The sequence below is a fragment of the Luteibacter sp. dw_328 genome (assembly GCF_018449605.1).
Taxonomy (GTDB): Bacteria; Pseudomonadota; Gammaproteobacteria; order Xanthomonadales; family Rhodanobacteraceae; genus Luteibacter.
This window is the reverse complement of the sequence record NZ_JAAVUW010000001.1, coordinates 277,957-290,673: the sequence shown is the minus strand read 5'-3', so window position 1 is coordinate 290,673 and position 12,717 is coordinate 277,957. Positions and strand designations below refer to the sequence as shown.

The 12,717-nt window shown below is 63.4% G+C and carries 13 protein-coding genes; 9 read left to right on the top strand and 4 right to left on the bottom strand.

Going from position 1 to position 12,717, the window contains the following annotated elements:
* Nucleotides 1–73: 73 nt before the first annotated feature.
* From HB634_RS01285 to HB634_RS01275, 3 genes are all read left to right on the top strand, one after another.
* Nucleotides 74–1,015 carry a GlxA family transcriptional regulator gene (locus HB634_RS01285; RefSeq protein WP_063571124.1) on the top strand — a complete coding sequence of 314 codons (942 nt, stop codon included), beginning with the start codon at nucleotides 74–76 and terminating at the stop codon, nucleotides 1,013–1,015.
* Nucleotides 1,016–1,222: 207 nt separating this feature from the next.
* Complete coding sequence (locus tag HB634_RS01280; protein ID WP_213947155.1) at nucleotides 1,223–3,019, top strand: hypothetical protein; 1,797 nt, start codon at nucleotides 1,223–1,225, stop codon at nucleotides 3,017–3,019.
* 34 nt (nucleotides 3,020–3,053) lie between these two features.
* The gene (locus HB634_RS01275) at nucleotides 3,054–3,341 is read left to right on the top strand and encodes a hypothetical protein (protein ID WP_063571126.1); all 288 of its coding nucleotides are present in this window, start codon (nucleotides 3,054–3,056) and stop codon (nucleotides 3,339–3,341) included.
* A gap of 57 nt (nucleotides 3,342–3,398) precedes the next feature.
* Here the strand turns inward: HB634_RS01275 and HB634_RS01270 are convergent, their stop codons facing one another.
* From HB634_RS01270 to HB634_RS01260, 3 genes are all read right to left on the bottom strand, one after another.
* Nucleotides 3,399–4,154 carry a YkgJ family cysteine cluster protein gene (locus HB634_RS01270; protein ID WP_255548350.1) on the bottom strand — a complete coding sequence of 252 codons (756 nt, stop codon included), beginning with the start codon at nucleotides 4,152–4,154 and terminating at the stop codon, nucleotides 3,399–3,401.
* Between the two features lie 122 nt (nucleotides 4,155–4,276).
* Nucleotides 4,277–5,047, bottom strand: a complete 771-nt coding sequence (locus HB634_RS01265) for a TIGR00266 family protein (protein ID WP_063571128.1) — start codon at nucleotides 5,045–5,047, stop codon at nucleotides 4,277–4,279.
* Nucleotides 5,048–5,148: 101 nt separating this feature from the next.
* On the bottom strand, nucleotides 5,149–6,045 hold the full coding sequence (locus tag HB634_RS01260) for an SDR family oxidoreductase (RefSeq protein ID WP_213947153.1): 897 nt from the start codon (nucleotides 6,043–6,045) through the stop codon (nucleotides 5,149–5,151).
* A 188-nt stretch (nucleotides 6,046–6,233) separates the two neighbouring features.
* Between HB634_RS01260 and HB634_RS01255 the strand changes: the two genes are divergently transcribed.
* Complete coding sequence (locus HB634_RS01255) at nucleotides 6,234–6,569, top strand: hypothetical protein (RefSeq protein ID WP_213947151.1); 336 nt, start codon at nucleotides 6,234–6,236, stop codon at nucleotides 6,567–6,569.
* A 6-nt stretch (nucleotides 6,570–6,575) separates the two neighbouring features.
* On the opposite strand, the gene HB634_RS01250 is transcribed toward HB634_RS01255, so the two are convergent.
* Nucleotides 6,576–7,277, bottom strand: coding sequence for a hypothetical protein (locus HB634_RS01250; protein ID WP_063571131.1), 702 nt, complete (start codon nucleotides 7,275–7,277; stop codon nucleotides 6,576–6,578).
* 194 nt (nucleotides 7,278–7,471) lie between these two features.
* On the opposite strand from HB634_RS01250, the gene HB634_RS01245 reads away from it, so the two are divergent.
* From HB634_RS01245 to HB634_RS01225, 5 genes are all read left to right on the top strand, one after another.
* On the top strand, nucleotides 7,472–8,209 hold the full coding sequence (locus HB634_RS01245; protein ID WP_213947149.1) for a thymidylate kinase: 738 nt from the start codon (nucleotides 7,472–7,474) through the stop codon (nucleotides 8,207–8,209).
* A complete protein-coding gene (locus tag HB634_RS01240) occupies nucleotides 8,206–8,967 on the top strand; it encodes a hypothetical protein (protein ID WP_213947147.1) in 762 nt (253 codons plus the stop codon). Before HB634_RS01245 ends, HB634_RS01240 begins: the two co-directional genes overlap by 4 nt.
* Before the next feature lie 51 nt (nucleotides 8,968–9,018).
* On the top strand, nucleotides 9,019–9,777 hold the full coding sequence (locus HB634_RS01235) for an aspartyl/asparaginyl beta-hydroxylase domain-containing protein (RefSeq protein WP_063570617.1): 759 nt from the start codon (nucleotides 9,019–9,021) through the stop codon (nucleotides 9,775–9,777).
* 196 nt (nucleotides 9,778–9,973) lie between these two features.
* A complete protein-coding gene (locus HB634_RS01230; RefSeq protein ID WP_063570618.1) occupies nucleotides 9,974–11,743 on the top strand; it encodes a fatty acyl-AMP ligase in 1,770 nt (589 codons plus the stop codon).
* The gene (locus HB634_RS01225; protein ID WP_213947144.1) at nucleotides 11,740–12,705 is read left to right on the top strand and encodes an NAD-dependent epimerase/dehydratase family protein; all 966 of its coding nucleotides are present in this window, start codon (nucleotides 11,740–11,742) and stop codon (nucleotides 12,703–12,705) included. Before HB634_RS01230 ends, HB634_RS01225 begins: the two co-directional genes overlap by 4 nt.
* Nucleotides 12,706–12,717: the final 12 nt, after the last annotated feature.

Below are 12,717 nucleotides of genomic sequence, written 5' to 3'. Positions count from 1 at the left end.
AAGGATGGGGCCGGACCGGCATGGCTCAAATGACTATTACATGGTACATTTCGGACATTAGAGGATAATCGTCATGCATACGGTCGGATTTGTGGTTTTTCCACAGTTCCAGGTCATGGGACTTTCTTCGGTCTCTGTATTCGAAGTTGCCAACCAGCTCCTTGGCGCGCCCGACTACGAAATCACCCTGCTCTCCGAAAGCGGTGGCACGATCAGGACCACCTCCGGCTTTCGGCTCGACACCGAAGCGTTCGGCCGGCGCACGTTCGATACGGTCATCATTGGCGCCGGCCTGACGGTCAACCCGTCGACACCCGGCTTGCTGGATTTCGTACGGTTCTCCGCCATCCACTCTCGTCGGATCGCGTCGCTGTGTCTTGGCACATTCGTTCTTGCCGAGGCGGGCGTACTTGCCGGTCGTCACGCCACGACCCACTGGATGCAGGCGCGCCAGCTTCAGGCGAATTACCCGGACATCAAGGTCGACGACGACCGCATCTTCGTGGTCGACGGAAACATCTGGACGGGCGCCGGCATGGCGGCGAGCATCGACCTGGCCCTCGCGCTCGTCGAGAAAGATCACGGTCTCGAACTGGCACAAGGCGTCGCGCGGCAACTCGTCGTGCACCATCGAAGGGCGGGTGGCCAGTCCCAGTTCTCCGCCCTGCTCGACCTCAAGCCGACGTCCGACCGCATCCAGAAGGCGATTGAATACGCCAGCGCACATCTGAAACATGCGCTGTCGGTCGACGAACTGGCCGAGGCAGCTGACCTGAGTCCGCGTCACTTCAGTCGCGCATTCCGCGCGGAGACCGGACGCTCACCGGCAAAGGCGGTCGAAAGTATTCGGGTCGAGGCCGCGCGCATGATGATGGAACGCGGACGGCATCCGATGGATGTGATCGCTCGCGAGACGGGCTTCATCGACCGCGAACGCATGCGCCGGGCGTTCCTGCGGACACTCGGGCAACCGCCCCAGCATGTTCGCCGCGCGGCGCGCGCCGAAGGCGACTGAGCCCGGGGATACCTACGCGATCTTGCGACTGTGTAGGGCATTTCCTACACATCCGCCGACCCCGCAAAAGACTTATAAGCAAAAAGCGACGACTTCTTCACGCTCGCTTGTTTGCGTTCTACACGCATGTTAATGCTACGCCACGCAAGCACTTTGTGTGATGCACGCCATCCCATGTGATGCGCGACCGAAGACAGGGAAAAAGACATGAATATCCGTATCGTCCTGGCGACAGCCATGTCGCTAAGCCTCGCTATGTCCGTCGTTTGGCCATCCGAAACCCTGCATGCGTCGTCCGCGAGCGATCCATCGGCCGGTACCGCGGCTGCGGCGGTTCCGATCACGATCGACAGCAACGTTCCGAAGGAACTGAACGCCTCCGGCGGCGGCGCGCAGAAGGCCGTCCTCTCTCAAGCCGCTGCATTCGCCTGGCAGGAATTCATCGCCCTCAACTGGCCAGCGGTAAATCAGTCCGGCTTCAACGGGCAGCGCGATACACCCAATACGAAGTGCCTGTTCGGCGACCCGAGCTGCGATGGCCCCCTCGTATGGGAAACCTTTCGCAGCAAGGTGGAAATCTTCCCTGGCAAGGGCGTGCCTCCGGGCTATGTCAACAATCCCAACACGTCCTTCGGCTATGACGCGTTGCCTGCGTACAACTACGACAACGTCGTTCCTGCCTGCGGCGCCACATCGACATCGACGGCCTGGGTCAACCTCGACGAAACCGACCAGATCACGCTGGACGACATGTACGCCGGTGCGGCCCCGACCCAGGTGGCAGGCAACAGCTCGCCGCAGTTGATCCGCTTCACCGCCAAGGCCAACCGTACCGAATACGCCTATGTGGCTAACAACCAGTGGTGGACCGCTGTTCCCGGCAGTGTTGCCCAGAAGACGCAAACGTATCTGGAGACGAACAAGGCCAGTCCGCCGCCAGGGAGCAACCAGTACGTGAGCTTGCCGCTCAACACCATTGAAATGAAAGCGGGTTGGCGCGAGCTCACGACGGCTGAACAGCAATCGGGCCGGTTCCACATGGCCAAGGTGCGTTCGTACGAGACGAACACGAGCAAGACCACATGCTACCGCGAAGCCGTGTGGGGCCTGGTCGCCTTGCACATCATTCAGAAGACGGCGACCGCACCGCACTTCATCTACGCCACGTTCGAGCAGGCTGACAATATCCTGCGACCCAACGGCACGCCGCTGGAAGACGAGAACGGCGCGATTGCCGGAGCGTTGCCGGCATGCCGCAGCGATCAGAAGGCACCCTGCCCGACCATCCCTGCCGTGACGCTTGACGACACCGCCACCGTGAGCCCGAGCGGTCTTCCCCCCGAGGTCGATCTCGTACCGGCGAGTGCGCAGTACTGCACACCGTCGGTCGGTACGCGGCCGAAGAACCAGCTCTACTACCAGAACAGCGACGGCAAGCCCGGCCTTCCGGCAGGCGGCTTCATTTGTGTCAACTATCGCGACAACGCCATTCCAAACATCATCGTGCAGGCTAACAAGGATGCGCACGCCGCCATGGCGACCTATGCCAACGCGCATGGGCAGAAGAAGCCCTCGCCGTGGGCGTACTACAAACTGGTCAACGTGCAGTTCGAGGCGGTCGACAAGGACTACGCCGGCGTCTACAAGACCAACGATCCGTACACGGGTCGGAACCCGGCCAGCTATCACCTCGCGAATATCGTCGTGGAAACCAATCGCCCGCTGCAGCTGTTTAGCGGTGGCCTGGTCGGCAGTGGCTATACCGGTGTCAACAGTGACTACGAGTCCCAGTTCGGTGGCACGGGCATTCACAAGAACATGTTCTATGGCGGCGGCGCCTACAACATGGGCGGCTGCATGGGTTGCCACGGCAGCCAGGGACAGCACGCCTCCGGCGATTTCAGCGTGATCCTCGCCAACGGTGCCGTGCATAAGCCTGAGCCCCCGAGCGTGCCGAGTCCGTCCGGGGCTACCGAAGTCGTACGCAATCGCACGCTTAAGTAAGAAGCATCCCTCAACGCAGAGCCAGGAGCCATGCATGACGAACCTACGACCCCAGATCACCGCCGATGCCGCCGCCGCTCCAGCCGGCATCAGTTTCGCGAAGGACATCGCGCCGCTGTTCAACGCGACCGATATCGCCCACATGAAGCAGGTCACGAGGGGAACCCTCGACCTGAGCGTCTATAACGACGTCGTGGTGTACGCGTCACAGATCTATTCGCGCGTGAGCAGCGGCAGCATGCCTCCCCCGCCATCCAAAGCGTGGACGCAGCAAATGGTGCAGCTGTTCGCCGGCTGGATCAGCCAGGGCACGCCGCCTTAGGAGAACGGCTACTAGCCCGATGGCATCCATCGGGCCAGTGTCGCGCCGGGAGAAACCTCAGGCGTAGATGCCGGGTTCGACGAACGCGATGAAGCGCCGGCCACTGTCGGCAAGGTCGCCTGCATGCAAGAGGTTCGCTCCCGCCGAGGCCAGCAGCGCCAGCGTGTTCGGGCGATGCGATACCAGCACCCAGTCAGGTTTGAAGGATTCGTTCGACGCCTCGACCAACACGACATCGAGCGCGGCCAGCAGCTGTGATGGCTCCGGCGTATGCGTCACGACGCCTTCGTTCGTGAGCCCTGCCTCGGTAACACCGAGGAGATCGCACAAACGCCCTTTGGCGTCGGCCTCGCTATAGTCCGCACCGCGACGGCGGACGACCGCGTCTGCCACCGTCTCGTCAGCCCAGTTGCCCGCATCGTTCTGCAGGACGGTCGCGGTTTCCCATGCCTCCGGCGGACAGAGTTTCTGCAAAGGGTCGACCGAAAGAAAGGGATTCACTTCGGCGGGGTAGATGCGGCATGCCATCGGCCGGCGCTCGTAGATGCCGCAGCTCATGTCACTGCGCAGGTTGGGACAGGCCCCTGCGAACGTGGCTAACAACGAAACGGTGACACGTACCGGTAGTGTCCCACTGGCGGTGGGAAAGGATCGCTTACGTTTGTGTTGGGCCACGCCATCGTCCGCCGGAGGTTCCTGCGGCCAGGGGATCGCCTCGCAGAAAATTTCGACATCGCCTCCTTCGCGAAGCCACGTACGCGCTTCGGCCATGCCAAGCGGAAGCCGCAGACCGTGGCAGCAGCGTCCGCACATGGTGCAAGAGAAATTCAGAGGCATGTCATGCGAGTCCGGGCCGGGGTCAGAGGGAAAGCAACTCTGGCTATTCGGTGCGGACGCCTGTTTGGTTACAGGATGCGGATTCCGATCGAGCCCCGTCAGTTGTCGTCGCGGCTCAACAATGAGCCGACGATGCCGCCGAGAAGCGCACCGCCGACACCGGCGCGACCGGCACCGCCCTCACGGCCGGGCATGTATTCGGCAATCTGATGCGCCAGTCGCGAGATCGGAAGCGTCTGCAACCAGACCGTTCCGGGGCCGCTGAGTACCGCCAGGAAGATGCCGTCACCGCCGAACAGTGCATTGCGTATGCCGGGAACGGTGGTGATCTGGAAGTTGACCGAGGCCTCGAAGGCGCCCACATGTCCCGGGTGAACACGCAAGGTCTCACCTGGGGCAAGGTCCTTACGGATCAGTTCGCCAGAGAGTTCGAGCCACGCCGTACCGGTACCGCCGACCCGTTGGAGCATGAAGCCACTGCCGCCAAACACGCCGGCACCCAGCGACTGCTGGAAGCCCATGCCGATGGTGACCTGCGGCGTAGCACACAGGAACCCGTGCCGATGCACGAGGTACTCATTCCCGGGATTCAGCGTTACCGGCACGATGTGGCCCGGCACCTTGGTGGCAAACGCGACTTCGCCCGCGACACGCTGTGCCCGGTACTCGGTCATGAAAAGAGTGCCGCCGCCGACGACGCGCTTGAACACGCCCAGCAGTCCTCCGCCACCGCCCATCTGGGTATGCGTGGTCATCTGGATCGACGCGGTCATCCATGAGAGCTCGCCGCTTTCGGCGAAGACGCTCTCGCCCGGATCGAGCTGTACTTCCAGCACCGGCATCACCGTGCCCTGGATACGAGTCTGCATGTCGTGTTCTCTCGGCGGAAGTCCCCGCCGAGAGTCTTGCGCAGAGGGCATCGCAGTACAAGTGAGCTCCTGCGCCGCGGTGAATCATGCGCTCGACGGTTTCACGCCGCCGCCGAGTAATTCATCCGCTTGAGATCGTCGATCAGCCCGGGTCCCGTCGGATGCCAGCCGAGGCGCTCCCGTGTCCACGCGCTGGACGCCGGCAGATCCATCCCGACAAACATGCCCAGCCAGCCGAAGTGCTCCGCTGCCTCCTCCTGTGACAACGACACCACGGGAAGCTGCAAACCGGCGCCGACCACATTCGCGATATCGCGCACGGCGATGCCTTCCTCGGCCACCGCGTTGTAGCGTTCGCCCGCCTCGCCTTTCTCCAGCGCTAGCCGGTAGAGCTTCGCCACGTCGAGCACGTGCGCCGCCGGCCAGCGATTCTTTCCTTCGCCAAGGTAGGCCACCTTGCCCTTCGCCCTCGACAGGTCGACGTAAGGCGATATCAGCCCCTGCTTTACCGGATCGTGCACCTGCGGAAGCCGCACGACGGCCACGTTAACGCCCGCCTCCAGCAAAACGTTGCCGGCTATCTCGGACGCCGCGCGAGGATTGGGGTTGTTTGCGTTGAAGACATCCTCCGTGGCCATGCCGCTGTGATTGACAGCGCCCATGCCGGTGCCTGAGGTGATGATCAACGGGCGCGGCGAACCTTTCAGTACCGAGCCCAGCGCATCGATGACGCGCTTGTCCTTCTCGCAGTTAGCGACGAAGTTGGCGAAGTCGTGATCGAAGGCCGTGTGGATCACGGCATCCGCCCTGGCCGCGCCCGCACGGATGCTATCGAGGTCTTCCAGCGTGCCACGGTGCACTTCGGCGCCCGCCGCCCGGAGGGCACGCTCGCCGGCATCGGATCGGGTCATACCGATGACCTGATGCCCGGCGGCAAGGAGTTCGGGAACGATGCGGCTGCCGATAAAGCCGGTCGCGCCTGTGAGGAATACGCGCATGAAACTCTCTCCGTGTTGTCCGGAGGGTTTTATCGCGCGTCGCATGTCACGGTAAAAGTAGGGGCGTTATCAGGGTATGGCGACTAACAGGCTCATTCATCGGCGCTATGGGCCCCATAGCAACTAACGATTGGATAGATTCCCTGTTGCGGCGCAGCATAGGCGAGCCTCCTCTTATGCTGACTCCCATGACCACTCTCGCTTTCGTCCGCTCGCCGCTCCGCCTGCTCCCTCTTGCTCTGCTCGTTGCCGCCATGGGCGCGTGGGCTTCGCAGGGCACCGCCTCCGCCACCGCCGAGTCCCCGTCGGCTGCGGCCTCCGTAGCCACGATTGCCCCTTACGGCGCGGTGGCGCACGACGCGAAGGCGGCGCCGGCTTCCGTTCTTCCCTATGGCGCCATGAGCCCCGGCGCGATCGACGCCACGGCATCCATTCTGCCGTATGGCGCCCTCAGCCACGACGCGACGACCGCATCGGCCTCGATTCTGCCTTACGGCGCCGTCAGCCCCCGCGTCGCTCCCTGATACCGATTATTTCGCGGTGTAACCGCGCTCTGCCATGATCTTCGCGACAGCCGCCTCGGCGTCGCGGAAGACCTGCTCGAGCGGCTGGTTAGCGTCGATATCGACGATCGGAGCGCCGTTATAGGTCAGGTACGGGGTCACGGCGATCTTCCGGGCCAGGGCGTCGCGCCGATGGTCAGGCTTGCGGGCGAAGGCGGTGTCGACATCGACATTGAGCCTCAGCACAAGGTCCGGCCGGTAGCCCGCCATCCACTCGAATACAGCCTGTTCGCGTCGCGCGAGGGCCAGCACGAGCTTGGATCCTCCCGGACTGTCCGGGAAGCCCGGGCCATCGTAGGCACCCGGAACCGAGACCTGCGGGAAGCGATCGGTGACCACGATGAGTCCCTGCTTGCGCATGGCAAGCATCCGCTTGAAGCGGCGCTTCCGCCGCAGCGTGAAGGCGGTGATGACCAGGGCCGGCAGGAGGGTCGGCTGCTTGTCTTCCTTGAGACGACGATTCACGTCGTCGGCCTTGCGATGGATCGCCCGGTCCATGACGCCGCCGATGAGCGGCAGCTGGCCGATAGCGCGGCCCACATTGCCTGACTGCTTGCCCAGATGGGCCCGCCCCGCCGGTCCATAGCGGCCGATCCACTCGAGGATATGGTCGCCGACCGTGGACTTTCCGGAACCATCGCTACCGATTATTGCAATCAGTGGCGCCATTGCGCCGGACTCTGCCCGCATTACCGTACCCGCGTTAATAAAAGTGTCATTGAAATGATACCAGCGTGTAGCCACATTGAGACAATTCGTAGGCCGCAACTTCGCATATGTGAAGGCGAGGTTGCGCTCAGGTAGACGCAAGTATGAACAATGTAATAAAATTGTTGCCATCCAGCGCAAACCGGGTATCTGGTGTGCCTATTTCTCCTTCCTTCGCTGCTTCGCGCCCCCTGTCCGTCATCGCCCTTACCGGGAGCGATGGTTCGGGCAAATCGACGCTGCAAGCCGATCTTGTCGCTCGCCTGCGCGAGTTCGGTCCGACCGAAGCCCTTTATCTCGGGCAATCATCGGGCCGCATCGGTGAGTGGATTGCGACGCTTCCGATTATCGGGCCGTCGTTAAATCGTTACCTGCTCAGCAAGTCGAACAAGGTCCACGATCGACCCTCCGCCCCTCCGGGTAATGTCACGGCGCTCGCCATCTACCTGCTGTCTCGCTGGCGCGCCCACAAGTTCGGTCGCATGTTGGCCATGGCTCGCAGCGGCGTCCTCGTGGTGACCGACCGCTACCCGCAGTCCGAGAGGGCCGGCTTTAATTTCGACGGCCCGCAGCTGGCGAAAACCGAGGGTGGCAACTGGTGGGTCCGCCGCCTCCGGGGCAGCGAACGGCGCCTCTACGAATGGATGGCTGCCAGCGTCCCGATGCTGGTGATCCGGCTCAATGTGGACGCGGAGACCGCGCATGCCCGCAAGCCCGACCACAAGCTGTCCTCGTTGCGCGAGAAAGCCGCGGGTTGGCCGCACCTGACGTTCAATGGCGCGCCCATCCTCGACCTCGATGCACGGGACGAAGCCGCGTCGGTCCTGAACTCGTCGCTGCAGGCGATTCGCGCCGCGCTCGAGGCCTCGCCGATCCAGGCGGCAGCGGCGTGACGGCCAGTACAGTGAGGCCGAAAAGCCATATCGACACCTCGACACGTTCGGTCACCGGACTCATCGCCGTGGTCGGATGCGACGGTACGGGCAAGTCGACACTGACCCACGACCTGGTCAAGACGCTGAGCCACGACGGCCCGGCTGTCCGCCGTTACCTGGGGCTTATCTCCGGCGAGACCGGCGACAAGATCAAGCGCCTGCCGCTGATCGGCCCCCGCCTGGAGAAGCGCCTCGCCGCGAAGGCTGCGCACGCCCAGGACATGAAGAACAAGCTGCCCAATGCCTTCGGCGCCCTCGTCATGTACGGCCTGTCGCTGTGGCGTGCGGCTCATCTGCGGCGCGTGGTTCGCCTCGCGGAGCGCGGGGTGACGGTCATCACCGACCGCTATCCCCAAGCGGAGATCGCTGGCTTTCGTTACGACGGCCCCGGCCTGGGCATGGCGCGCAGCCACCACTGGCTGGTGCGCAAGCTGGCAGCACGTGAGCAGGCGCTCTACGAGCGCATGGCGGCGATCCGCCCTGCCCTGGTGATCAAGCTGGATATCGACCTTGCCACCGCACAGGGCCGCAAACCCGATCACGGCACGGCCGAACTGAATGACAAGATCGCGGTGATGAGGCGACTCCAATACAACGGCGCCTCCCTCTTCAACCTGGACACGCGCGTGCCGTACCCCGACGTATTGCAAAAGGCTTTGCACGCCATCACTTCGTCCACCTCGACGCTCCCGCTCGTCCACGACGCTGCTGCCTAGCGCGTTATACGGCGAGTTTCGCTGTCCCACCCCTCCTGATAGACGACTGACTTGAACACTGTTTCTCCAACTGCGACGCAAGCACCGCTATGGCGCCGCCTGTTGATCCGGGGCGGTAAAAACTTCCTGCGCTGGAGCGGTAGCTTCCAGGCGAAGCATTCGCTCGTGCCTACGACGCCGGTCATCGACAACAAGGAGTTCGACTGGGTACCGCGCCTCGAGGCCGCCTGGCCAGAGATCCGCGCCGAGCTCGACCACCTGCTCGAGCACCCGGAGGACATCCCGGCGTTCCACCAGCTCTCGCCCGACCAGAAGCGAATTTCGAAGGGCGATAACTGGAAGACGTTTGGCTTCTACATTTACGGCAAGCGCGTGGACGAGAACTGCGCCGTTTGCCCCCGTACGGCGGCGGCCCTGGATGGGTTGCCGGGCATGCGCACCGCCATGTTTTCGATCCTGAAGCCGCGGTACCGCATCGACGCGCATAAGGGCCCGACCCGTGCGGTCATCCGGGCCCACCTGGGCGTGAAGGTGCCGGCTGACTGGAAGAACGTGTGGATCCGGGTCGACGACCAGATCCTCCACTGGCACGAAGGCAAGGTGGTGCTGTTCGACGACAGCTTCGAGCACGAGGTCCACAACGATACGGACGAGTACCGGGCGGTGTTGTTCATCGACATCGACCGGCCGAGCGACCGGATTGGCACGCTATTCAATCGCGCGATCTTCGCTCTGATCCAGGCGAGCCCGTACGTCAAGGCCCCGCTGAAGAACCTCGCGAAGTGGAATCGGGAGCACAAAAGGCACTGATCGGAAAGGCCGTCGAAAGGACCCCGACTTCTGGCTGTAGCGTTGCTGAAGCAACTTCCGTATTCTTTAACGAAAGATTGAGTAAATTCTTAACAAACCGACCAATTATGGTACCATTAGGTACAGTAACCTCCTAGAAACAACGTGGGAATGTCCCCACTTAGTTTCGGAGAACGCTTGAGAACGCGATAAGACCATGAGCGCAGACGGAAACATTGCCATCCAGGTTGGGCTACCCACGCCCACCATGAACACGGTGCCCCTGCGCCGTGCGGACTTTGCCAGCCTTGCAGAAGTGCTGGACTACGCCGCATGTGGCGTCACGGGTGCCAACTTCTACGCGGGCGGCAAGCTTGATCTGGCCCTGCCCTACCGGACCCTACGCAAAGAAGCCCTTGAGCTGGCGCAGCGACTCGCGACGCTCGGGCTCGAACGCGGTGCCCGTCTGGCCATCGTGGCGGAAACGAACGCGGACTTCCTGCGTTTCTTCTTCGCCTGCCAGTACGTGGGCCTCGTTCCTGTCGCCCTACCGTCGACAGTGAATCTCGGCGGCCATGATGCGTACGTGAAGAAGCTTCGCGGCATGCTTCAGGCTGCGGGCGCTTCCGTCGCGGTCGCTTCGGAAGCCTTCATCGGTTTCCTCGGTGAAGCTGTCGTTGGCCTGGATATTGCCAAGTGGGGCACGCCGGCCGCGTTCGCCGAGCTGCCGATCCAGAATATCGAACTGCAGCCGCTCGGTCCGACCGAAGTCGCGTACCTGCAGTTCACCTCGGGCAGCACCGGTACGCCGAAGGCGGCGATGATCACCGAGCAGGCCTTGATGGCCAACTTGCAGGGTTCGAACAATTACGGCCTCGACCTGCGTGACGATGACCGTTTCGTGTCCTGGCTTCCGTTCTATCACGACATGGGCCTGGTCGGCTGTCTGCTCACCGTCATGGCGGGTCAGCGCTCGATCGACTATCTCGACACGCGCGAGTTCGCGATGCGTCCGCGTCGCTGGCTGGAGCTGATGAGCCGTTCGAAGGCAACGATCGCCTACAGCCCGCCGTTCGGTTACGAAATGTGCGCGCGTCGCGTCAAGCCGTCGGATATCGCTTCCTACGACCTCTCGCACTGGCGTGTTGCCGGTATCGGCGCCGAGCCGATCCTGCCCGAAGTACCCAAGCATTTTGCCGAGCTGCTGGCGCCGGCCGGTTTCGACGCGCGCGCGTTCGTGCCGTCCTACGGCATGGCCGAGGCCTCGCTGGCGATCAGCTTCTCGCCGCTGCAGGCTGGCATCGTGGTCGAGTGGATCGATCCGACCGACCTGGCCGAAGACCTCATTGCGACGCCGGTCGCTGCCGGCACCGGCACGGGTTTCGTCCGTTGCGGCGGCCCACTCCCGGGTCACGAGCTCGAGATCTGGAACGACGCGGGCAAGCAGCTCGCCGACCTCCACGTCGGCCGCATCATGGTTCGTGGTCCGAGCGTCATGTCGGGCTACTTCCAGCAGCCGGAAAAGACCGCTGAAGTGCTTGCCGCTGACGGCTGGCTCGACACCGGCGACATCGGTTACGTCGTCGATGGCGAAGTCGTGGTCACCGGTCGTCACAAGGACATGATCATCGTCAACGGCCGCAACATCTGGCCGCAGGACATCGAGCGCATCGTCGAACGCCAGCCGGAACTGCGTTCGCAGGACGCGTCGGCCTTCGGTGTGCCGGGCCCGGGTGGCGCGGAAGTCGCCGCCGTGGTCGTCCAGTGCAACACCGACGATGTCGACGTTCGCGAGTCACTGGTCAATCGCATCCGTGGCGATCTTCTCGAAGAGCTGGGCATTGCCTGCCTCATCGAGCTGGTGCCGCGTCACACACTGCCGCGTACGTCGTCGGGCAAGCTGTCCCGCTCGGCCACCCGCAGCGGTTACCTGGAGCGTCAGGCCCAGGCTCAGGAACAGGCGCCGCAGGCCGTCGCCGCGGCATGAGCGACGTTGCTGCCGCAAGGCAGCCCGTCGTTGCACTGACGGGTGCCACTGGTTTCATTGGCACCGCGTTGCGGCAACAGCTGGTAGCTTCAGGCTACCGCGTACGTGCTCTCTACCGGCCCCGCGCCGGTCGTGTCCTGAAAGACACCGATAACCTCCAATGGATCGCCGGCGATCTCGGCGATCCGGTTGCCCTGGCTTCGCTGGTGAAGGGTGCCGACGCTTTCGTGCATTGTGCGGGCAGCGTGCGTGGCGCCCGTCGTACCGACTTTGACCGCATCAACGAACAAGGCGTCCTGGACACGGTCCAGGCGGCCAATGGCGAGCCCGGTTGCCGCCGATATCTCCTGATTTCCTCCCTCGCCGCCCGCGAGCCGCAGTTGTCCGACTATGCCGGCAGCAAGTGGCGTGGCGAGCGCGCACTCCAGGCCAACGCCGGCCGGCTGGCCTGGGCCGCCCTGCGGCCACCGGCGGTCTACGGCCCCGGCGATCGCGAGATGCTTCCCCTGTTCCAGGGGATGGCCCGCGGACTGGCGCCGATTCCTGGCGACGGCAAAGGCCGTTTTTCCCTCCTTCACGTCGCCGACCTCGCGTCAGCGGTGGTCGCCTGGCTGGCGTCCGAAGGCGATTCGGGAAATACTTATGAACTGGATGACGGCCACGAAAACGGCTACGACTGGGACACCGTGCTCGCCACGGCATCCCGCGTACTGCGTGGTAATGCACCGATCCGTCGGTTGCCGATTCCCGCGTCATTATTGCGACTTGTTGGCGGCGTTAATCTCGCCGCGGCGCGCGTCTTCGGATACGCGCCCATGCTGACCCTCGGCAAGGTGCGCGAGGTCACGCATGCCGACTGGGTCGGTAATGGCAGCGCCTTCGAACACGCGACCGGGTGGCGGCCCGTATTCGGCTTCGAGCGGGGTCTCGCCGACACGCTCGGCAAACCCTTTGCGCACTGAACGGAGTGCCCT